This window comes from Limosilactobacillus pulli, from assembly GCF_947381555.1.
GTDB classification, from domain to species: Bacteria; Bacillota; Bacilli; order Lactobacillales; family Lactobacillaceae; genus Limosilactobacillus; species Limosilactobacillus pulli.
Window position 1 is genome coordinate 91,602 of the sequence record NZ_CANCWQ010000003.1, and the last position, 21,126, is coordinate 112,727.

Annotated in this window: 20 protein-coding genes and 2 tRNA genes; 7 read left to right on the forward strand and 15 right to left on the reverse strand. The window is 45.7% G+C overall.

The features are described from left to right. Positions 1-252: 252 nt before the first annotated feature. From QOS03_RS01840 to QOS03_RS01875, 8 genes are all read right to left on the reverse strand, one after another. Entirely contained in the window at positions 253-1,530 is a 1,278-nt protein-coding gene (locus tag QOS03_RS01840; RefSeq protein ID WP_283575161.1) for a solute carrier family 23 protein, read from the reverse strand. A 156-nt stretch (positions 1,531-1,686) separates the two neighbouring features. After that, positions 1,687-2,460: a YibE/F family protein gene (locus QOS03_RS01845; protein WP_272216439.1), complete on the reverse strand. Its 774-nt coding sequence runs from the start codon at positions 2,458-2,460 to the stop codon at positions 1,687-1,689. Continuing rightward, the gene (locus tag QOS03_RS01850) at positions 2,457-3,572 is read right to left on the reverse strand and encodes a YibE/F family protein (RefSeq protein ID WP_283575162.1); all 1,116 of its coding nucleotides are present in this window, start codon (positions 3,570-3,572) and stop codon (positions 2,457-2,459) included. The genes QOS03_RS01845 and QOS03_RS01850 overlap by 4 nt, the downstream gene beginning before the upstream one ends. A 158-nt stretch (positions 3,573-3,730) precedes the next feature. Then, positions 3,731-4,366, reverse strand: a complete 636-nt coding sequence (gene upp, locus QOS03_RS01855; protein ID WP_283575163.1) for a uracil phosphoribosyltransferase — start codon at positions 4,364-4,366, stop codon at positions 3,731-3,733. An 83-nt stretch (positions 4,367-4,449) separates the two neighbouring features. Then, entirely contained in the window at positions 4,450-5,475 is a 1,026-nt protein-coding gene (locus QOS03_RS01860; protein ID WP_283575164.1) for an L-threonylcarbamoyladenylate synthase, read from the reverse strand. A gap of 21 nt (positions 5,476-5,496) precedes the next feature. Then, positions 5,497-6,357: a peptide chain release factor N(5)-glutamine methyltransferase gene (gene prmC, locus QOS03_RS01865; protein WP_283575165.1), complete on the reverse strand. Its 861-nt coding sequence runs from the start codon at positions 6,355-6,357 to the stop codon at positions 5,497-5,499. After that, positions 6,350-7,432: a peptide chain release factor 1 gene (gene prfA, locus QOS03_RS01870; RefSeq protein WP_283575179.1), complete on the reverse strand. Its 1,083-nt coding sequence runs from the start codon at positions 7,430-7,432 to the stop codon at positions 6,350-6,352. Before prfA ends, prmC begins: the two co-directional genes overlap by 8 nt. A gap of 8 nt (positions 7,433-7,440) precedes the next feature. Continuing rightward, entirely contained in the window at positions 7,441-8,028 is a 588-nt protein-coding gene (locus QOS03_RS01875; RefSeq protein WP_283575166.1) for a thymidine kinase, read from the reverse strand. A 237-nt stretch (positions 8,029-8,265) separates the two neighbouring features. On the opposite strand from QOS03_RS01875, the gene QOS03_RS01880 reads away from it, so the two are divergent. From QOS03_RS01880 to QOS03_RS01890, 3 genes are read left to right on the forward strand one after another with little or no spacing between them, the layout of a single operon-like run. Next, positions 8,266-9,603, forward strand: a complete 1,338-nt coding sequence (locus QOS03_RS01880; RefSeq protein ID WP_283575167.1) for a Mur ligase family protein — start codon at positions 8,266-8,268, stop codon at positions 9,601-9,603. Continuing rightward, positions 9,603-10,310, forward strand: a complete 708-nt coding sequence (locus QOS03_RS01885; RefSeq protein ID WP_283575168.1) for a type 1 glutamine amidotransferase — start codon at positions 9,603-9,605, stop codon at positions 10,308-10,310. The genes QOS03_RS01880 and QOS03_RS01885 overlap by 1 nt, the downstream gene beginning before the upstream one ends. A 20-nt stretch (positions 10,311-10,330) precedes the next feature. Continuing rightward, entirely contained in the window at positions 10,331-10,636 is a 306-nt protein-coding gene (locus QOS03_RS01890) for a hypothetical protein (RefSeq protein WP_169461195.1), read from the forward strand. Between the two features lie 45 nt (positions 10,637-10,681). Here the strand turns inward: QOS03_RS01890 and QOS03_RS01895 are convergent, their stop codons facing one another. From QOS03_RS01895 to QOS03_RS01920, 6 genes are all read right to left on the reverse strand, one after another. Beyond that, the gene (locus QOS03_RS01895) at positions 10,682-11,701 is read right to left on the reverse strand and encodes a serine hydrolase domain-containing protein (protein ID WP_283575169.1); all 1,020 of its coding nucleotides are present in this window, start codon (positions 11,699-11,701) and stop codon (positions 10,682-10,684) included. A gap of 68 nt (positions 11,702-11,769) precedes the next feature. Further along, positions 11,770-12,612: a homoserine O-acetyltransferase/O-succinyltransferase family protein gene (locus QOS03_RS01900; protein WP_283575170.1), complete on the reverse strand. Its 843-nt coding sequence runs from the start codon at positions 12,610-12,612 to the stop codon at positions 11,770-11,772. 371 nt (positions 12,613-12,983) lie between these two features. Further along, a complete protein-coding gene (locus QOS03_RS01905; protein WP_283575171.1) occupies positions 12,984-14,834 on the reverse strand; it encodes an ABC transporter ATP-binding protein in 1,851 nt (616 codons plus the stop codon). Next, entirely contained in the window at positions 14,818-16,560 is a 1,743-nt protein-coding gene (locus QOS03_RS01910) for an ABC transporter ATP-binding protein (protein ID WP_283575172.1), read from the reverse strand. The genes QOS03_RS01905 and QOS03_RS01910 overlap by 17 nt, the downstream gene beginning before the upstream one ends. After that, complete coding sequence (locus QOS03_RS01915; protein ID WP_283575173.1) at positions 16,553-17,002, reverse strand: MarR family winged helix-turn-helix transcriptional regulator; 450 nt, start codon at positions 17,000-17,002, stop codon at positions 16,553-16,555. The genes QOS03_RS01910 and QOS03_RS01915 overlap by 8 nt, the downstream gene beginning before the upstream one ends. Positions 17,003-17,215: 213 nt before the next feature. Further along, positions 17,216-17,830: a hypothetical protein gene (locus QOS03_RS01920; protein WP_283575174.1), complete on the reverse strand. Its 615-nt coding sequence runs from the start codon at positions 17,828-17,830 to the stop codon at positions 17,216-17,218. 193 nt (positions 17,831-18,023) lie between these two features. Here QOS03_RS01920 and QOS03_RS01925 point away from each other — a divergent pair, with 193 nt between their 5' ends. Further along, positions 18,024-19,190 (forward strand): Y-family DNA polymerase, encoded by a 1,167-nt coding sequence (locus QOS03_RS01925; protein ID WP_240936838.1) that lies wholly within the window; start codon positions 18,024-18,026, stop codon positions 19,188-19,190. Between the two features lie 18 nt (positions 19,191-19,208). Continuing rightward, positions 19,209-20,000, forward strand: a complete 792-nt coding sequence (locus QOS03_RS01930; RefSeq protein WP_283575175.1) for a hypothetical protein — start codon at positions 19,209-19,211, stop codon at positions 19,998-20,000. A 169-nt stretch (positions 20,001-20,169) separates the two neighbouring features. Here QOS03_RS01930 and QOS03_RS01935 read toward each other — a convergent pair. Continuing rightward, positions 20,170-20,241: transfer RNA gene (locus tag QOS03_RS01935), tRNA-Gln, on the reverse strand. A 182-nt stretch (positions 20,242-20,423) separates the two neighbouring features. Here QOS03_RS01935 and QOS03_RS01940 point away from each other — a divergent pair. Together QOS03_RS01940 and QOS03_RS01945 are read left to right on the forward strand one after the other, a co-directional pair. Beyond that, positions 20,424-20,753, forward strand: coding sequence for a hypothetical protein (locus QOS03_RS01940; RefSeq protein ID WP_169461203.1), 330 nt, complete (start codon positions 20,424-20,426; stop codon positions 20,751-20,753). Positions 20,754-20,825: 72 nt separating this feature from the next. After that, positions 20,826-20,898: transfer RNA gene (locus QOS03_RS01945), tRNA-Glu, on the forward strand. The last annotated feature ends 228 nt before the right edge of the window (positions 20,899-21,126 follow it).

The window sequence follows — 21,126 nt, forward strand, 5'->3', positions numbered from 1 at the left end:
TGAAACAACCACGAACTGTCCCAAGTTACGATCATTAATATAGCATTATTTCATTAAAATTTCAAAAAAATATCGAAGCAAAAGAAAACGCCATCATCGCCCAAACGCCATGTATACCAGGTGTCACGAGTTAATCTAATCTTTAAACCAACTTGATAAAATGTTTATAATTCAATAATTAATTGTTGACATAAATAAAAAAACGATGACATTTGAGATAGTTCGTCATCGTTTGTTTCATTTTTAATTGGTCTAGTTATCTTTGGTTCGTTCGCTGGCAGCTTCTTGGGGCAGAATCAGATTCAAAATAATTCCTAAAACAGCAGCCACTGCCAAGCCAGAGAACTGGTACTGTCCCAGCTTCAGATAGGCATTGCCAATCCCGATCACCAAGATGACTGAGCTGATCATCAAATTGCGCTTTTTATTGAAGTCAATCTGATCTTCAATCATGACCCGCAGACCACTGGAGGCAATCACACCAAATAATAAGAAGGAGATACCACCGATTACAGGTCCAGGAATTGATTCGATCAATGCACTCAGCTTACCGACAAAACTGAAGAAGACGGCAAACAGTGCAGCTCCAGCCAGCACGTAGACACTGTGAACCCGCGTGATGGCCAAGACACCTATATTTTCACCATATGAGGTTACTGGCGGGCCCCCAACGAAACCAGCAATGATTGAAGCCGTCCCGTCACCAGCCAGCGTATGGTTCAAGCCAGGATCTTTAAAGTAGTTGCGCTCAGTCAGCTCATTTAAGACCATGATGTGTCCCATGTGCTCAGTCATGGTAACAAAAGCAATTGGTGCCATGCTTAAAATGGCTCCCCAGTAAAAATGCGGCTTATATGTTACAAATGGAATTTGAAAGTCTGGCAGACTGAACCAATGCGCGCTGGCAACTGGAACCAGATCAACAATACCAAACAGACAAGCGATCACATAGCCACAAACAATCCCAAGCAGAATCGGAATCAGTCCCAAAAAGCCCTTAAAAAACATATTGAATGCAATCGTAATGATCAGAGTCAGCATAGCTACGGCAAAGTAGCGCAAATCATAGTGCGTACCATTCATCGTGGCATCCTTGGCAGCCGTACTGGCCAAAGAAAGACCGATTACCATCACGATCGGGCCAACCACAATCGGCGGCAGTACTCGATCAATCCAGTCCGAACCGATCATCGTTACAATTAAAGATACCAGCAGATATACACAGCCAACTGCTACCGTTCCTTGAGCAATGCCGGGATAGCCAGTTGACTTCATCAATGCCATCATCGGCACGATAAAACTGAAGCTGGATCCCATGTAGGCTGGAATCTTATGCCGTGTAATCAGCAGATACATTAAGGTCCCAACCCCAGAACTAAAAAGGGCAATGCCGGGATTTAATCCGACCAGAATTGGTACCAGCACAGTTGAGCCAAACATTGAGAACATATGCTGCAATGAAAGTCCAACCCATTGACCAAATTCTGGCCGTTCATCAACGTCTAAAACGACGCCATCGCGATGTGCCATAAAAAACACTCCTATGCAGATAAAAATAATAGCCCTTGAGCGCCGGCCCAAAGACTACCTTAAAACAATCCGCAATTGGATGATTATTTTAACGCATCCTTTCAAACCTCTCTGAATTTGATTAAAGGACCGATATTCAAGTTACCAGATAATAGCTTACTTGTTTTCACCAAAACTGTCAACCACGCTCTTTTTTCGCAGTCCCATGATCCAAGCCGTAATCGGCACCGTCAGCAAAACGCCGATAAACGAGGTCAATACCATGATCATCTCACCAACGAAAATCTTGTTGTTCATGATCGTGCCTAACGAATAATGCAGTCCCGCAAACCAGATAAACAGCGTTAAGAAGCCGCCAAAAAAGCCAAAGAACAAGGTATTAAAGGTCGTACCAATAATCTGGCCACCAATTGCCATCCCGCTTTTCATGATCTGCGCATTGTCAATATCAGGATGGGCATCTAAAATCTCGGTCAGTCCAGCCGACACGGCCATTGCTGCTTCAGCAATGGCCCCCAACGTACTTAAAATCGTCGTCGTAACTGCTACTTTCAGATAGCTGATGCCGATTAAAAGCGACATTCCTTCCAAATCCTCGCTGTCTTCGGGACCAAAGCCTTGCACCATTGCCCAATGCTCAACACCGACAATCAACAACAAAAGAATCCCCATTACGATCAGTGAGGCATAAAAAGCCGTTACAGTCGTTTTCAAATCATCTTCGCCCATAAAAATCGTTACAGCCAAAATAATCGTACCTGTCGTCAACGTAACAAACATTGGCGGGACATGAAAAGCAATTAAAACGATGGCAAAGTACAAAAAGCCAAAATTTAGCAGCAGACTTAAAAATGCGGTCCAGCCTTGCTTACCGCCAACTAAAATCATCAACACCATCAAGACCAGGCCCAGTGCCGTAATCGTACTCATGCTTTTCCCTTCTTTCCCAACAGGATTGCCGCCAGACCACTGGCAATCGGAATGGCCAAGACGATGCCAATACCGCTGATCAGACTCTGAACGGTTCCCAGACACATGTTCATCGAAAACGTATAGCCCCAAGAATTGCCATTTTTAAGATACAGCAGCGATGAGGTAAAGGTATCGACCATAAAAATCAGAAACAAAACATTGATCAAGGGTCCCATGATCGATTTGCCAACGCTGCGGCCGGCCATAAACAGCTGGCCTTTGGTTACGGTGGGATCGAGCTGTCTCAATTCAAAGATCGTGGCCACGATATCGCTTGATTCATCCATTACGGCACCCAGTGATCCCAGTAAGGTCTCGGCCAAAAACAACGGTCGGGGAACCTGGGTTACGTACTGCATTGATTCATAGTAAATGCCGCGCTCCTGCGTTAATTGGAAAACCAACAGGCTGATCAGCATTGCAATCAACGTACCACAAACGGTTGCACCCAGCGTCGCCAGCATGTGTTTGGTCAAGCCCAAAATCAGAATCAGGCTGACAATCGTAAAGATCAGTGCCAAAGTGCCAAAAATCAACAAGACATGGGCTGCCTGCATTTTAAGATCCAGCTCAATTGCCAAAACAAATAGAATCGAGTTGACCACTACACTGAGTAATGCCAGATTGCCTTGTTTTTTCATCATCAAAAGCAGAAGCAAAATTACCAGCCAAACCAGAAATACAATGACGGTATCGCGCTTATAGCCCGCGATCGTCGCATGCAGCAATCCATCTTTCTCATGCACGCGCGTTAAAAAGATCTCATTGCCGACTCGATATCTTTGATCCATTGCACCCGAATAAGAATAGGTATTGGTGACCATCAGCTTTTTTCCACGATACTTACCATTGAGCATCTTGATTTTTAGATATTGCTTAGTCTGCCAGTCAACGTTTTTAAACTCGTCAGTCTGCTTGGCTGCCTTTTCGTTCCTCACCTGCTCGACCCTGGCCAGGGGACGCTGATAAAACGACTCATTATGAAACGTAAACAGAATCGCCCCCAGCCCAACGACCACCAAAATCAGCAGCCATCTGATAAAGCTGGATGAAACCTTTAATTTCTGCATTTTTTCAGATCCTTTATTGGATTTATTTTTTACAATCAGCTACTATTTTACTATTTTTGGCGAACTTGACTTCATTTGAGTGCGGTTATTAATAAATGTTAAGAAATCAAAAATCCAGTCCATGATTAGATCACAGACTGGATTTTTAATTCAGCTAATTACTTGGTACCAAACAGGCGGTCACCGGCATCGCCCAGACCAGGAACGATGTAGCCTTGGTCGTTTAAGCATTCGTCCAGTGATGCCGTATAGATGTCAACATCTGGATAAGCAGATTGGATTGCCTTAACCCCTTCTGGAGCAGCAACCAGACAAGCAAACTTGATATTCTTTTCCTCACAGCCCCGCTTCTTTAAAGCGCCAATGGCATCAACGGCTGAGCCACCCGTTGCCAGCATTGGATCAACAACGAATAATTGACGTTCTGAAACGTCGCTTGGCAGCTTAACAAAATATTCATGTGGCTTAAGCGTTTCCTCATCACGGTACATACCAATAAAACCGATCTTGGCAGCTGGAATCAGATCGGTAAAGCCTTCGACCATTCCCAAACCAGCCCGCAGAATTGGCACGATGGCAACCTTCTTGCCAGCCAGTTCCTTTTGCGTGGTCTTGCAGATTGGCGTTTCGATCTCGACTTCCTTGAGCGGCATGTTCTTAGAAACCTCGTAAGCAATCAGTGTTGAGATTTCCTTGACCGTTTCGCGGAAAAACTTGGTCCCAACGTTTTTGTCGCGGATCATCGTTAATTTGTGTTGAACCAATGGATGTTCAATAACTTCAAACTTGCCCATGAATATATATCTCCTTAAATGTTTCTCAACTATTGTACCAAAAACGTGCCTTTATGCTTAGGCAAAAAAATTAATTTTATCAATTATTTGACTGATGCATCAAAATGGTGGCCGCCCGCTGACTTATTCAAGCGATTCATATAGGCGGCACCTAGTCCAGCAGCTTTTAATCCCTGTACCAGAATTGCTTTGACGTCGGCTTGATCGTCAAAAAAGCGCAGCCCGCCAAACAGATGCGCACTGGCATCACTGACATCATCCCCCAACGAGTAGAGGACGGCATTATCACTCCAGGCAATCTGATCTAAAATTTGTTTTTCAGCCATTACACCTACCTTAAACGGCTGATCAGCAATCCATTTATCAACCATCTGCCAGTCGGTTTGCGGATCAACAATGGCAACCGGGACGCCTGGTGCATAATGGCGATACTTCATGCCTGGAGCCTTAGGCGTTTCGTTTTTGCCAACGTGGTGCCGGTCCAGATCAATCGAGCCAATTACTAATTCGATCTGGGCCTTGGTAACAGCTCCGGGCCGCAGAATTGCCGGTTGCGATGTTGAAAGATCCAGCACCGTCGATTCAACCCCAACTCGTGTCGGTCCATTGTCCAAGATTCCCGCAATTTTGCCGTTTAAGTCATGATAGACGTGCTGAGCCGTCGTTGGACTCGGCTTGCCAGAAGTATTGGCAGATGGGCCCACGATCGGTACACCGGCTTTTAAGATTAAATCAAGGGTTGGCTGACAGTCAGGAAAACGAAAGGCCACCGTTTCCAGACCACCAGTTACTGTTTTGGAAAGTGAGCCTGGCTTGATTTTTAAAATGATCGTCAATGAACCAGGCCAAAACTGCTTCATCAATTGCCGTGCGTTATCGGGAATCTCGACTGCATAGCGCTCAACCATCTCAATTGAGGCCACGTGAACGATCAGTGGATTGTCACTGGGACGTCCCTTGGCCAAGTAGACATTTTTAACAGCGTCTTCATTGGTGGCATCAGCACCCAGACCATAGACCGTTTCAGTTGGGAAAGCCACCAGCTGTCCATTTTTAATGGCCTGCGCCGCTTGATCAATCTCATTTAGCTTAAAAATCTTTGTTTCCAAAATCGTGCTTCCTTCCCAGACTTAAAAATTCCATGCATGAATCATCCGCATGCGATCAGCCATATCATGACGCGTTTGGATTTGCGCATTGGGGGCAACTTGATGGCAGAGATCTTGAATGCCCTGCTCCTGATCAAAACCGGTTTCGCCAAACAGCTGACCGCCTAGTGTTAGATGATCGCCAATCCTTTCAAACAGGCGATGATAAAATCCAAGGCCGTGCTCATCAGCAAACAGTGCAACGGGCGGCTCATAGTCCAAGACCGCCTTATCCATTAGAGCAATCTCTGATGGCGCGATATATGGCGGATTGGTTACGATCAGATCAAACTTTTGATCAGCCAGGCGAGCAAACATGTCGCTTTCGATTTCGGGTAGATTGGTACCATGCAGACGCTGATTGGCGGTTGCTACGCGTAAGGCGCCAGCTGAGATGTCGCTGAGCGTCACTTGCCAAAGCGGCCGCTCCAGTTTCAGCGTAATACCGATTGTCCCACTGCCGGTTCCCAGATCCAAAACGCGCAGTGGCTTGTCTTTAGGCATTGTTTCCAGCACCCACTCGACTAGTTCTTCAGTTTCGCTTTCCGGAATCAAGACGTCGCGGCTGACAATAAACATGCGGCCGTAAAATGGTGCCTTGCCAACGACATACTGTGGCGGCTCGTGGTCAGCTACGCGCTCAATTGCCCGACGAAACCGCACCACTTCTTCTGATGGCATACGATCACGATTATGCATCAAAAGCGTCGTGGTGTTCCAGTCATGAATCATCTTGAGGATAAATTCTGGCGTATGCGGATCAAGTCCCCGCTCTTTGAGATAATCGGCTGCCCAACGCTGTGCCTGAAAGTAGGTCCAGGATTCGCCGGTTGGCCTATTCATTGCGCAGCTGCTCCAGTTTCTTGGTCTGATCGGCAATGATCAAGGCTTCGATGATCTCATCTAGGTCCCCAGCCATGATCTTATCCAGCTTGTTAAGCGTCAATCCGATACGATGGTCGGTAACCCGGTTTTGTGGGTAGTTGTAGGTCCGAATCCGTTCGGAACGATCCCCGGTCCCAATCGCATCTTTACGCTTTTGGTCATAGGCATTCTGTTCTTTTTGCTGGTAGTAGTCATAGACCCGTGCCTTTAAGATGCGCATGGCCTTGGCTCGGTTCTGTTGTTGTGAACGCTCATCTTGCATGGCAACCACGATCCCGGTTGGCAGGTGCGTCATGCGAACGGCTGAAGAGGTCTTGTTGATGTGCTGACCACCGGCACCAGAGGAACGGTAAACGTCGGTCCGAATGTCTTTTGGATCAATGTCGATCTCAACGTCTTCAGCTTCTGGCATCACCCCAACCGTTGCCGTTGACGTGTGCACCCGACCGGCTGATTCCGTAACTGGTACTCGCTGTACGCGGTGAGCGCCGTTTTCAAACTTCAGCTTAGAGTAAACCTTATCGCCAGTGATCAACAAAGAGAGTTCCTTAAAACCGCCGACTTCGGTTTCATTTTTATCGACAACTTCAACCTTCCAGCCCTGTTTTTCGGCATAGCGCAGGTACATATCATACAGATCGGCCGCAAACAGACTGGCCTCATCACCACCGGCAGCCCCACGAATTTCCATGATAATGTTTTTGTCATCATTAGGGTCTTTAGGAATCAAAAGAACTTCCAATTCCTTTTCCAGCGTAGCCTGACGTTCTTTAGACGAGGCAATCTCATCTTTGGTCATTACCGTTAGATCAGGATCATCAATTTCACGAAGCATTTCTTCGTCATCTTTAATGGTTTGCGTTACCTGCTTGTACTCGTTGTATTTTTCAACGGTTTCACGCAGACTTCCCTCTTCCTTGGACAATTTCATAAACCGCGCCGTGTCGGCAATGACTTCAGGGTCACTGATCAGTTCGTTGAGCTCATCATAGCGATCGGCAACCGCTTGAAGCTTGTCAAAGATTTCTTCCATTTCCATGATTATTTCTCCTGTTTCTTGTTCAGCAGTGGGTGAAAGTAGTGCTTGCGACAAACCGGGTAATAAGACTCGTTGCCGCCGATCTGAACCTGCTCTCCCTCATAAACGGGATGACCGTCAAGCATGCGCAGGTTCATGGTTGCCTTATGAGGGCAGAACCAGCAGATGGTCTTCATCTCTTCAATCTTGTCCGCATAGATTAAAAGATACTTGGAGCCCTCAAACAGCTCATTGCGAAAATCATTCTTCAAGCCAAACGTCATGACGGGAATATTCAGCTCATCAACGATCCGGGTCAGCTGTAAGACATGTTCTTTGGACAGAAACTGAGCCTCATCAATCAAGACGCAGTAGATACGATGATCAATATTTTTGACATATTCGTAGACGTCAGTATCTTTCATAACCGGATAAACCTTGCGCTCCAGACCGATTCGACTGGCGATGGTTCCGCGCCCCGAACGAGTATCCACGCCGCTAGTCAATAAAACAACCGGCTTACCCTGCTCCTCATAGTTATGAGCTACCTTTAAGACGTCGATCGACTTGCCCGAATTCATCGCACCATACTTGAAGAATAACTGTGCCACGCTCTTTCACCTTTTCTTTGCAATAGTAACTAAATTATACCGAAAATCAGATCTATTTTAAACTGTCTGACCGTTGGCTGCAATTCAGTCGACACAAGTATAAAATTTTATCACAGATTATGATCGCTGTGGGGCTTTTAGCTGATTTGGGCTGGATGGCTTTCTTTTTTTCCCTTCTAAGTTTAAAATTGACCGGTACTATAATAAGTTAAAAATTATTTTTCGAAAGGATTTTTTATGTCACTGAAAAGCTCATTTGCTGAATTGGCTGGCCGCTCAAGCTACTGGTTTTTACATACCTTCATGCACGGCGGCAGCTCTTTGCCTGGCAAGATTACTTTAAAATTGGATCCTGATATTCTGCAGTCATTTGCCAAAAAATATGATCTGGTTATCGTTACTGGAACCAATGGCAAGACCTTGACGACTGCCCTGAGCGTCCGCGTTCTGCGCGAAAAATACCATGATGTCTTGACCAACCCTACCGGATCGAACATGAAGCAGGGAATTGTCACGACTTTTATTACCGCGCCCAAGCCAAAGCAAAAAGGCCTGGCTGTCTTGGAAGTCGATGAGGCCAACGTTGCTATCGTTACTTCTTACATCACGCCAATTGCATTTGTCTTTACCAATATTTTTCGTGATCAAATGGATCGTTATGGCGAAATCTATACGACCTACGAAAAGATTCTCAAAGGCGTGCGCATGGCACCAAAGGCCACGATCATTGCCAATGGCGACGAACAGCTCTTCAATACGCAGGACCTACCCAATCCGGTAATCTACTATGGCTTTAATCATGAGCATCATGATGATCTAAGAGCTCCCGCCAATACTGATGGCCTGCTGTGTCCTAAGTGTCAGCATATTCTGCACTACCACTTGATCACCTATGCTGGGTTGGGTGACTACTTCTGTCCACACTGCGGCTTTAAGCGGCCCAAGCTTGACTATGCCGTTACCAAGCTGGGCAAGCTGACGCCAACCAGCTCGACGTTTGAGCTCGATGGTCAGGAATACCGCATCGGCATCGGAGGCCTTTATAATATCTACAATGCCTTGGCAGCCTATGCTTTAGGCCGCTTTTTAGGCATCAGTCAGGTTCAGATCAAACACGCCTTTGAATCTGATGAGCGCGTCTTTGGCCGCCAAGAAGAGATTAATATCGATGGTAAAAAGACAACCTTGATTTTGGTTAAAAACCCGGTTGGACTCAATCAAGTACTCGACATGATTGAAACTGACCCCGAGCCATTCAGCTTTGCCTTCTTATTAAATGCCAACTATGCAGATGGGATCGACACCAGCTGGATTTGGGACGGCGACTTTGAAAAGCTGACTCAACATGACATCAAGCAGTACATGACCGGCGGCGAACGCTACAAAGACATCACCACGCGGCTGACGATGGCCGGAGTCGACAATATCTGGAAAGAACCAGAACTTGCCAGCGTACTGACTAAAATCAAGGATCTGCCAACCGAGCACGTCTATATCTTAGCCAGCTATACGGCCGTCTTACAGCTGCGCAAACTGTTGGCCGAAAAAGGATACATTAAAGGAGGGATGGACTAATGACCAAGTACCATTTGAATCTGGCCCATCTTTATGGCGACCTGCTCAATACCTACAGCGACGTTGGCAATATTATCGCCCTGCGCTACTATGCCAAGCAAATGGATGCTGATATCGCCGTTAAGGTAATCAGTATTGACGATGAGTTTAATCCTGGCGAGTTTGACATTGCCTTATTTGGTGGTGGACAGGACTACGAACAGCTGGTAGTTTCAAAAGACCTACCCAATAAACAGGCTGGGATCGCCAAGTTTATCAATGATGGCAAACCAATGCTGGCAATCTGCGGTGGCTATCAGCTGCTGGGGCACTATTATGTTGGGGCCAATGGCGAAAAGATTCCTGGTCTGGGTGTTTTGGATCACTATACTTTAAGCCAGGACCATAATCGTTTTATCGGCGACATTACCATTAAAAATGAAGAAACCGGTCAAGAATACCATGGTTTTGAAAATCACAATGGCAAGACCTATCTGGGCAAAGGCGAGCGTCCCCTTGGCAAGGTCGTTTCCGGTCATGGCAACAATGGTGAAGACGGCAGTGAGGGCGCAATCTATAAAAACGTCTACTGCTCTTATTTCCATGGACCAATTTTGACGCGTAATGGCGAAATTGCTAAAAAGATTCTGCTGGCGGCTCTGCATCACAAGTATCCCGAAGCTGATCTCAGCCAAGCAGAGGCTCTAAAGATCAAGCCGACCTTCTAGTCAAAGGACTGATGAAATCAATGAATGCCGATCTTTATGCAACTTTGATCACAATTATCTTTATCATTGAAAGCTTTTGGGAGTTTCGTTTGTACGCCTGGCTGCGCGGCAACCAAAACCTGGCTGGCAGTCCTCAGCTGCAGCAGCGGCTTGCCAGCACCATGCGCATTGAAAGCAAATGGAACTGGGGCTCTTGGCTTTTGATCATTCTATTGTTGATCGCCCCCGACAGTTGGGTTCTCCCGTTTGGCTGTCTTTTAGTCTTATTTGAGACACTGGTCATCAAACGAATGGATAATCTGAAAAGCACCATGCAAAACCAATAAAAAAAGCGTCACACAGCACTTTTGGCTGGGTGGCGCTTTTTATGATTAAAGATCTTTTTCATTTAGATACGTAGCAAACAGACGATCTCGGGCATCTAAAAAGGCTTGATTCTCAGCACTTGGATGCACACGATTGGTCAAGACAATCATCCCTTGATCAGTCTGCTTGTCCAAAACCATCCATGTCCCCGTGTAGCCGGTATGCGAGATGACAAAATGCCGATCGTCGGTTTTAGAATGAAACAGTTTCCAGCCAAAGCTGCGTAGATGTTCACCATTCATTGGCGTTTGATCGTAAAAGAGGCTGGCGATCGTTTCTGGTTTGACCAGACCATTGAGATTGGTTTCTAACAGTGCATGGCTAAACTGCAAAAGATCGTCCAGCGTGGCAAACAAACCGGCACTGCCACAGTGTTTTCCTAAGACATAGGCCTTGGGATCGTGCGTCTGCCCACGAATCAGTCCGCGATCTTTTTTGATTTCAGTTGGTACGCAGTTTTTTGGATCTGGAGCAAATGTGGCACTTTTTAGCTGCAACGGCTTTAAGATTCGTTCAGTGATGGCAGTTTGAACCGGCTCGCCTAAAATCTTTTCAGCAATCCAGCCCACATAGATCAGCCCCACATCAGCATAGCGGATCTGTTTGTTTAAGTTGGGACCTACCCGCAGCGTATCAAGCATTTCTTTGGTCAATTCATCGGCCGGTAATTCATCACGACGTGGAATGTAGCCTTCGATGCTGGACGTATGCGTAATCAAATTGCGAATCGTAGCCCGATCGTCATTGAGCTCTGGCAGCCAGTTGACAACTGGATCATCCCAGTCGAGCTGTCCTTCATCCTTTAACTGCATGATCAAGGGAATCGTACCAACGACTTTGGTCAATGAGGCCACGTCATAGAGCATGCCATCTTTTAAAGCTTCTTTTTGAGGCTGCAGCTGAGCCAATCCAGTCACGTTTTTTAAGGTTTCCTGTCCTTCAAAAATTGCCCAGCTGATGCCTGGCACAATGCCACTTTCAACCATGGTATTCAAGGATCGAATCGTGTTTTGATATGCGCGCATATTTTTAGCCCCTTTGCTTTGATTCGGCTTTTATTCTAACACATCAGCTGCCAATTAATAATGAATCATCAGCCGGCCAAGCCGTTCAGCCAGTTGCGATAAAGCAAAATACCGGGTTGGCGCCAGGAGTAATCGATATCGTGGCATTTTTGATCGATGTAGTAATTTTTGGGTGGCTGAATCGTCAAGCCCTTTTGCTGGTCGCGCCGATATTCATTGTCCAAGGTATCGGCACTGTATTCAGGATGCCCAGTAATATAAATCGAGCGACCATGATCAGCTTGATAGATCAAAGGGTCGATGGTCTGGTTGGCAACCAGCACTTGCAGACCGTTTGGCAGCTTTTTAGGTATTTGAACCTCAGTATGACGTGACTGGGGAATCTTGATCGTTGCCAAATCCTTTAAAAGCGGCGACTGACGATTGCACGCAATTCCTTGATAGACGCCAAAAATCTTATGGTCGATTTTTTGCTTTGGCAGACCAAAATCGTTCCAAAGTCCCGCCTGAGCCGCCCAGCACTCATAGATGATCGATTTAACATGACTATGTGCCCATTTGACGATCTGTTTAAACTCATCCCAGTAGTCGACCGCCTCAAATGGCAAACATTCAACCGGAGCTCCCGTAATAATCAAACCATCAAAACAGCGCTTGCGAATCTGATCCAAACAGACATAATGCTGCTTGATTTTTTGACCATCGGCATGCCGAAAACGATGCGTGGCCGGATATAAAAACGTCACCGTGCAATCGATGCCCGTTTCACGCAAGCGCTGGAGAAACTGCCATTCGGTTGCCTCTTTAGTCGGCATCAGATTCAAGATCAGAATTTCTTTTGGATTGATTACTGCTTCATTATGCCAACGTGATGATAATTTTAATAAGCCATTGCGTGCATTGACTGTCATGATGATGCCTCCTAAATCATTGGTAAATAAAAAACGTCTTCATCCCGATTTCCTGGTCAATCTAGGAAATCATGGGACGAAGGCGTTTCGTGGTACCACCCAATTTCACTGCCACTTCACAATGACAGCCTCATTCAGTACGAATATACTGGGCGAGATATCGGTCGCTTACCGGCTCAGGTAGCCTTTTGACCCCTGAACGAACTCCGAGCTCATCTTCAATCATTACTGATCGATCCGCTTTCACCTAACCGGACTCTCTTTGACGACCCATCCTGATCTACTCTTCTCATCAATGTTCTAATTTTTTGTGTTATTTTTTAATCGATTATTAATTTAACATCTTTTAAGCAAAAGTCAAGTACTAAGCGCTAGATCTGATTACCTAAAAACTGACTGTTGTACAGATCAGCATAAAAGCCGTTCTTGGCCATCAAAGTCTTGTGATTGCCAGTTTCAATAATCCGACCATGATTCATAACGATAATCTGCTCAGCATTACGAATCGTTGACAATCGGTGAGCTACGACAAAGCTGGTTCGATTTTGCTGGATATCGTTCATCGCATTTTGAATCAATGATTCGGTCCGTGTATCAACCGAGCTGGTGGCCTCATCCAAGATCAAAATCTCTGGGTTGGCCAAAAATGCCCGTGCAATCGTCAAAAGCTGACGCTGACCTTGTGAAATATTGGAGGCTGATTCATCCAAAACCGTCTGATAGCCATCTGGCAGCTCACGAATAAAACTGTCGGCATATGCCAGTTTGGCTGCTTGATAAACTTCTTCTTCAGTTGCGTTTTCACGGCCATATTTGATGTTATCAAAGATCGTCCCTTTAAACAGCCAGGTATCCTGTAGCACCATGGCGATGTGCGTTCGCAATTGACTGCGGGTCATCGTGCGCGTATCGTGACCATCAAGATAGATGTGGCCGCCCTTGACGTCATAAAAACGCTCCAAAAGGTTGATGATCGTTGACTTACCGGCCCCGGTTGGACCAACAATTGCCACCATGTGATTGGCAGGTGCCTTAAGATTAAAATCTTGGATCAGCGGCTCATCGTTATAGCTGAACTGCACGTCTTTAAATTCAATTTTAGGATGTTCAGTTCCAGGCAGTGGTTGATCCTCCAACAGGTGCTCATCCATTTCTGGTGCGTCCAATACCTCAAAGATTCGTTCAGCTGAAGCAACCGTCTGCTGAATCGTGCTGCTTAAGTTGGCAATCTGAGTCAAGGGCTGGGAGAACTGATTGGTGTACTGCAAAAATGCCTGTACGTTCCCCAGCGTAATCTGACCATGAATGACCTGCAAGGCCCCGATGACAGCAACCAACAGATAGCCAACGTTTTTAATGCAGTTCATTAATGGGAAGATCAAAATTGAAAAGAACTGAGCCAGCCAAGCAGAATGATAGTACTTCTCGTTTTTCTGGGCAAACTTGGCCTCTTCGTCAGCCTCATGATTAAACGTGCGCACGATGGTCTGCCCAGCAAACGTTTCTTCAACCTGTGCATTGATCTTACCAAGTTCTTCTTGCTGCGTGCTGAACAATCGCTGAGCTCGCGGTGCCACCAGCCCGACAACACCTAGACTTAAAGGTACAATGACCAACGCCACAATCGTTAGTTTCCAGCTGATGGTCAGCATCAATGCCAGCACCCCGACAAACGTGATCACACTGGTAATCATTTGAATCAGACTCTGCTGCAGGGTGGTAGCAATGTTATCCATATCATTGACCATCCGACTCATCAGATCACCATTGCTGTGGGTATCGTAAAACTTAACCGGGACAACTTTCATCTTGGCTTTAACGTCGCGGCGCAGATTGTAGACGACCTTTTGCGAGATGTTGGTCATGATGACCTGTTGAGCCAGACTGAAAAGTCCTGAAAACAAATAAAGCAAGACAACGATTACGGCAATATGCTTAATCTTGTCAAAGTCAATTGGCAAAGCACTCAGATGGTGGCCGGCCTTCATTTGGGCATAGCCCTTCATCATTCCTTCATAGATCGTCGTAGTTGCCTGACCTAAAATCTTTGGTGAGATAATCGACAAAACAACTGAGATGATGGCTAAGATGATAGAAGCAATCATCCCCCATGCCCAAGGTCGCAGATAAGAAACCAGACGACCGGTCGTTCCCCAGAAATCCTGAGCCTTGGCAGCCTTGCCGCGTGGTCCGCCATGTGATCCTCTACGCATGAGCTCCATCCCCTTCCTGAATCTGTGAGCGCAAAATCTGTTGATAGGTTGGGTTGTTGGCCTTTAATTCAGCATGTGTGCCTTGACCAACGACGTGTCCTTCATCCAATACTAAAATCAAGTCGGCATCGGCAACCGTCGAGATTCGCTGAGCCACGATTACCGTTACGGCCTGCTTGATCTGAGGATCGTCTTTTAATGCCATTCGCAGCTGAGCATCGGTCTTAAAGTCCAAAGCCGAAAATGAGTCATCAAAAATATAAATTGAGGCTTTTTTGATGATTGTTCGAGCGATCGCCAGTCGCTGCCGCTGACCACCCGAGAAGTTGCTCCCGTTTTGCTCCACGATGGCATCCAGACCACCGGCTTCTCTAACGAAATCAGCCGCCCGCGCAACCTCTAAAGCATGCCACATCTGTTCGTCGTCTGCCTGATCATTGCCAAACTGCAGATTGCTGCGAACCGTTCCTGTAAACAAGACGGCTTTTTGCTGCGTGATCGAGATCAGACTGTGTAAATCGTGCTGGCTGAGCCGCTCAATTGGCTGATCATTGACTTTGATCTCGCCTTTTTCAATCTCCAAGAGCCGTGGAATCAGATTTACCAAGGTTGACTTGCCTGAACCTGTTCCGCCAATGATCGCTAGCGTCTGTCCTGCCTTAACCTTAAAATTGAGGTCGGCCAATGCCAGTCTTTCGGCCCCATGATAGCGAAAGTCAACATGATCAAAGCTCAATGAGGCTGGCTTGGTCTGATCCAATGGCAGCAACTGATCTTTTGGTGCATCATGGATGCTGATTGGCTTTTCCAAGACCTCATTGACCCGGACTGCAGAAGCCTGCGCCCGCGGAACAAAGACAAAAATCATCGAAAGCATCATGAAGCTGATCAAAATCATTACGGCATAGCTTAAAAATGCGATTAAATCACCGACTTCCATCGTCATGTTTGCAATCAGATGACTGCCCATCCAGATGATGCTGACGTTGGTCAAGCTCAAAATCAAAGTCATAACCGGAAACATCAGTGAAACCAGCGTAAAGGCCTTGATCCCGGTATCCGTGTAGTCACGATTGGCATGTTTAAAGCGTTCTTGTTCGTAATCATCTTGGTTAAAGGCCCGAATTACTCGTACACCGGTCAAACCTTCTCTAAAAATCAAATTAATCCGGTCAGTCTTTTTTTGAATACTCTTAAATAACGGCGTAGCCATCGACATGATAATCACGATAACCACCGCCAGAATCGGCAGACTGATCAAAAAGATCTTGGTCAGCCTTGGCTCACGCTGGTAGGCCAAAAAACAAGCCGCTACCAGCATGATTGGGGATTGAATCATCATTCGAAGCATCTGGACGATCACGTTTTGAATCTGAACCACGTCATTGGTTGAACGCGTAATTAAAGATGAGGTCCCCAGCTCTGACATCTCACGCTCCGAAAAACGAAAGACGCGCTGATAAATCTGGGCCCGCAGATTCTTGCCGACCTTCATTGCCTGCGTAGCCGCAAAATAAATATTGCCAAGGGCCATCAACAAACCAATCAAGGCAACGCCCATCATAATCCAGCCTTCATGAGTAATAAACGGCAGATCCTGTTTGACCACCCCACGATTGATGATTTCTGAAGTCAATGTGGGAATCGTCAAATCACAGACAACCTGGCCGACCATAAATAAAAATGCTAAGACTACGGCCCACCATTGCAGGTTGCGTTTGGCAATCTTAATCATGACAATTTTCACCTTCTTTTGTTAATTGTGTTTTGATGTTTTGATCGATCTTTAAAAGCAGTCTATTAAACTCTTCTTTTTCTTCTGGGTTCAGCGTGCCGAACAGCATATTACAAAATCGTTCATGGCGTTGGTGATTTTCTTTTGCCAGCTCAACACCGGTTTTAGTCAACTGCACATGAATAACACGTTTATCACTTTCGTCTCGCTTGCGCTTGATCAAGTCGTCTCTTTCCATCCGAGCCAAAATCTCGGTCATCGATCCCGGTTTGATCTGTGCTAGATTGGCCAGTTCACGCTGCGAGATATTCTCATGCTTTGACAATAAAAACAAGACGCGTCCTTGGCCATGAAAACCGCGCTGTTTGGGCTTGGAAGCCATTCGAATGTCCATGCCCACTAAAAACATGTGTCCGAACAGCATTTCATCGCTAATTGCCATTTCATTCCCTCCTATAAAAATCGTTAGGTACATAACAGTTATGTACCTAACGATTTTATAGTCTACTCTTATTCTTGGAATCGTCAAGCAGTTTTTAGCTGATTTGAGGCCTTTTTAGAGATAGAAAAGGCACCCGCATAAAACGGATGCCTTCACTGAGCAAAAAACCATTGCCAATCGTCCAGCGTTCATGACCATTGGCAATGACAATATTTAATTGAACTCCCCGGTCATTGGGTCCATTTGCTGATATTGACCGGTTGTTGGGTTGTACATGTAGATTCCCTTAAGATGTGAGACGTTGGGATCCTGACCTTCACCACTGCTGGTTCGAATATCGACTTGCCAGTTGCCATCACTGGTCTGAGAAATCATATACTGATCACCATTTTCCGGCTGCAGATTGGCGGCCTGGTTAAGCCCATCAACAACCTGATCGTTGACCGTTGAAGATGTTGCAGCGGACACCTTATTGCTGGCTGGGCTGCTTGTTGTTTCACTGGCAGATATCGCGTTGCTGGCAGCTGTTTGGCTTTGGGTACTGGCTGCTTGAGCCGATGATGCCAAAGCCCCCGTCAATTGATCAGCTGATGCCAACTCAGCTGTCGTACTAGAACTCTGGGCTGCCTCGCTGCTGGCGCTGGTAGATTGATCCTTAACTGAGGTACTATGCTTTTTAGCCGCCTTAGTCTTGCTTGAGACCGCTGCCGAGCGGCTTATGCTTTCCTGCGTACTGGTTGGAGCGCTGAGTGATGCACAGCCCGTTAGACTCAGCATCATTGCCGTCATCAACAATCCAGTTAGCCAATGCTTCGACTGCTTCATCATGTCAACCGCCCCTTTTCTAATTCAATTTTCATTACCATTGTAACTCATTTGCAACAATAATGTAATAATTTTTAAGATTCGGTTCGATCATTCCAATCGTTCAGACTTTAATCAGGATGTGTGATGATAACTCGTCAATGATAATTGCTTGGCAGCGCTCTTTGATTTGCATTTTAAAACACACGTTCGTATAATGGTTAAAAATCATACGGAAGGACACGATCTGCAGATGTTTGACTACCGCCATGAACCGCACGGCGTTTATTTAATGATCGACAACAAATCTTTTTTTGCCAGCATCGAAAGCGTACAGCGTGGCATCGACCCACTGGACTCCGTTTTACTGGTCATGGCCGAGCATGAAAATAACGGCAGCGGCCTGGTCGTTGCCACCTCACCGCTTGCCAAAAAGCATTTTGGCATTCGCAACGTCGATCGTGGCTACAAGGTCCCCAGCGATGCCAGGTTGCTGACCGTACCGCCGCGTTTGAGTCTTTATCGCCAGAAAAATCGGCAAATCAATCAGATTTTTCGCCGCTATGCCGATGCTGATCACTGGTGGCCTTATTCAATTGATGAAAGTATTCTTGACCTTAGCGATACCTGGCAGTTTTTTGGCCAAACGCCTGAACAGACAGCTGCCCAAATCCAAAAAGCCGTTTTTAAAGAGCTGGGACTGCGTACGACCGTTGGGATTGGTGAAAACCCACTGCAGGCCAAACTGGCATTAGATTTGTTTGCCAAGCATGCGGCTGATTTTCAAGGCCGTCTCTCATATCATGATTTTGCCGCTCGTATCTGGCCACGCCATGATCTAACCAATATCTGGAGCATCGGTAAAAAAACGGCTGCTAAATTGAATCTTTTGGGCATCAATTCAATTGGTGACCTAGCCCATACTGATCCGCACTGGCTCAAGCACGAATTTGGCGTTTCGGGTACTCATCTTTATGCCTTGGCCTGGGGCATTGACCGAACCGATCTTTCCGTGCATTTAACGCCTAAAAACCCCAGCTGGAGCAGTTCTCAAGTTATGCCTAAGGATCTTAGTCAGCCAAAAGACATCGAGCAGGGCATTATTAAAGTAGCCAACGATGTCATCGATCGCCTTAGCCGCCACCATCAGAAGACCGGCCGGCTGCGCTTAGGGCTCGGTTATGCCAGTGGCGTTACCGATAGCAATGGCCGTACCAGCTATAGCCACGAAATTACTATTGAGCCAACCGCCGATCGGAAAGTTTTGATCAACCATCTGCTGGGAATTTTTCGTCAAGCATGGGCAGGTGCTGCCGTTCGTAATATTTCAGTAGCATGCAGCCGCCTCAGTGATGCCAATACACAGCAGATCGCACTCTTTTAGTCAAATAAGGAAAGATCTATGGACGATTCATTAAGCAAGGCCGCACACCAAATTGCCGATCAGGTCTGGCCCCTGTTCAAGCGGCTGCCTAAAACCATCTATCATATATTGGTCGTTAATGATCAATATGATGGCCAGTTTAATTTCTTTTTTGAAATCTATCGGCCACATTTTCGTACACACTCTTATCCGCTTTATTCCATGCCCAATAATGATCTGGGGCAGTTGGAAAATCTGCTGCATCAGTTAAAAAAACAAGAAGGCCTACAAATTACCGTTGACTTTCGTGGCTTTGACAATCTGCGCTGGCCAGGCAGTCAGCGACGGATTATTGCTCATCCTTATCAGGCACCGCATTTTAATCAAACTGCCGCTTTTAAGCCTGTCGAGCCCGCCCTGATTATGCATGCCCCCGTTCGTTTACCTAAATATGACGATCAAGAAGCCGCTAGAATTGCCGGCGCCTTTTTTAAAAACGAGTATGTCGACTATGGGATGGGCAAGTGGCATGGCTTTCGAACCGTTGAATTAAATCAGGTTGAAAACGAATTTGCCACACTGCCGCTTGAGATTCCCCAAAATCGACAAAGTCAGCTGGCCATTCAATCCCTCTTAAAGCTGGCCATTGAACAGCATCAGCCCGTTCATCTACAAATGCTGTTTGGTGGCCGCTGTCATGGCATCAACGGGACAGTGTTAGGTGCTACCAAACAGACTGCATTTATCAAACCAGAAAAAATGCATCAATTTGCACTGCCAATCAAGCTGATCAGTCATGGCGAGCTGTTGACTAAAGACAAACAGGAATAAACAGACAAAAAGACCGCTTAAACATTGTTATATCAGTAATTCACTTGCTATTGTTCGCCCCATTAAGTCAACCCAATTTCCTTGTTTTTGAGTGTTTTTGCTTGTGAAATAAAAAAAGTGCATCTGTCAACGACTAAGAATCGCTGATAGATGCACAATGTTGTTAGGATTGGGTATACAGGGATCGAACCTGTAAATTATGGATTCAGAGTCCACTGCCTTACCATTTGGCTAATACCCAATAAAGAGTTGATTGCTTTTAACAACGATTATTAGTATACCTAATACCTCCATCTTCGTCAATGGTTTTTTCAAAATTAATTTATTTAACCTTATTTGACGCTTTCTGCTAAAATGGAAAGCAATGAGTGAAAGATTTTTATAGCTATATATTTAAGAGAGAAAAGATGAGGAAGCGATAAGATGGCTAGTAATTCTGATACGTTGTACTATGTTTTATCCAAGATCAATCATCATCCGGAATTAATCAAATCTCGCATGCCAATTTATTCCAATGCGATCTCAATGACGATTCCGGATTCATTAAAGATTGCCGATTCTGATTTTTACTTTCCAGACGGTAAACTGATGGTTAATCGTCTGGCACCTGAATTTGTTGCCAAAAACGGTGAGCTGCTTGACTATTTTTACCAGCAGACACGCGGTGACATTCCAGGCTATCATGACGTTTGGATCACGACTTCACACGTCCCCCACGAGTCGGTTTATTTAATTGAGCTTTCCTATGAATAATTTTTAGTAAATGGTTGACAAAACCAATAATGATAACGTAAACTAATAATCGTTCGTTATCATTATCATTATTGCCCACTGGTCAAATTGGTTAAGACGTCGCCCTCTCAAGGCGGAGTTACGGGTTCGATCCCCGTGTGGGTGATTCAATATCTACGTTAAACCTGACGCATGTCTTAAATAGCATTGCGTCAGGTTTTTTATTACCAAAAAAGCAGCGCCATTATTTTGACGCTGCCAAATAAGCTGAGATTCGACTATTCCATTGATACTTGTGATTTGTTGACCAAAACATCGGGAGTGTAAAATATTTTGTGTAAATTTCTAAATTAAATTGAAAAAGGGAAAGCCTTCCCCGTATGATTAAATCGCT

Excerpts from the sequence above, each read along its gene's own strand:
- QOS03_RS01880 (WP_283575167.1), top strand. The coding sequence starts at position 8,266 with ATGTCACTGAAAAGCTCATTTGCTGAATTGGCTGGCCGCTCAAGCTAC.
- QOS03_RS01910 (WP_283575172.1), bottom strand. The coding sequence starts at position 16,560 with ATGATTAAGATTGCCAAACGCAACCTGCAATGGTGGGCCGTAGTCTTA.
- QOS03_RS01940 (WP_169461203.1), top strand. The coding sequence starts at position 20,424 with ATGGCTAGTAATTCTGATACGTTGTACTATGTTTTATCCAAGATCAAT.
- upp (WP_283575163.1), bottom strand. The coding sequence starts at position 4,366 with ATGGGCAAGTTTGAAGTTATTGAACATCCATTGGTTCAACACAAATTA.
- QOS03_RS01840 (WP_283575161.1), bottom strand. The coding sequence starts at position 1,530 with ATGGCACATCGCGATGGCGTCGTTTTAGACGTTGATGAACGGCCAGAA.
- QOS03_RS01850 (WP_283575162.1), bottom strand. The coding sequence starts at position 3,572 with ATGCAGAAATTAAAGGTTTCATCCAGCTTTATCAGATGGCTGCTGATT.
- QOS03_RS01890 (WP_169461195.1), top strand. The coding sequence starts at position 10,331 with ATGAATGCCGATCTTTATGCAACTTTGATCACAATTATCTTTATCATT.
- QOS03_RS01920 (WP_283575174.1), bottom strand. The coding sequence starts at position 17,830 with ATGATGAAGCAGTCGAAGCATTGGCTAACTGGATTGTTGATGACGGCA.
- QOS03_RS01900 (WP_283575170.1), bottom strand. The coding sequence starts at position 12,612 with ATGACAGTCAATGCACGCAATGGCTTATTAAAATTATCATCACGTTGG.
- prfA (WP_283575179.1), bottom strand. The coding sequence starts at position 7,432 with ATGGAAGAAATCTTTGACAAGCTTCAAGCGGTTGCCGATCGCTATGAT.
- QOS03_RS01930 (WP_283575175.1), top strand. The coding sequence starts at position 19,209 with ATGGACGATTCATTAAGCAAGGCCGCACACCAAATTGCCGATCAGGTC.
- QOS03_RS01925 (WP_240936838.1), top strand. The coding sequence starts at position 18,024 with ATGGTTAAAAATCATACGGAAGGACACGATCTGCAGATGTTTGACTAC.
- QOS03_RS01895 (WP_283575169.1), bottom strand. The coding sequence starts at position 11,701 with ATGCGCGCATATCAAAACACGATTCGATCCTTGAATACCATGGTTGAA.
- QOS03_RS01885 (WP_283575168.1), top strand. The coding sequence starts at position 9,603 with ATGACCAAGTACCATTTGAATCTGGCCCATCTTTATGGCGACCTGCTC.
- QOS03_RS01915 (WP_283575173.1), bottom strand. The coding sequence starts at position 17,002 with ATGGCAATTAGCGATGAAATGCTGTTCGGACACATGTTTTTAGTGGGC.
- QOS03_RS01905 (WP_283575171.1), bottom strand. The coding sequence starts at position 14,834 with ATGGAGCTCATGCGTAGAGGATCACATGGCGGACCACGCGGCAAGGCT.
- QOS03_RS01845 (WP_272216439.1), bottom strand. The coding sequence starts at position 2,460 with ATGAGTACGATTACGGCACTGGGCCTGGTCTTGATGGTGTTGATGATT.
- prmC (WP_283575165.1), bottom strand. The coding sequence starts at position 6,357 with ATGAATAGGCCAACCGGCGAATCCTGGACCTACTTTCAGGCACAGCGT.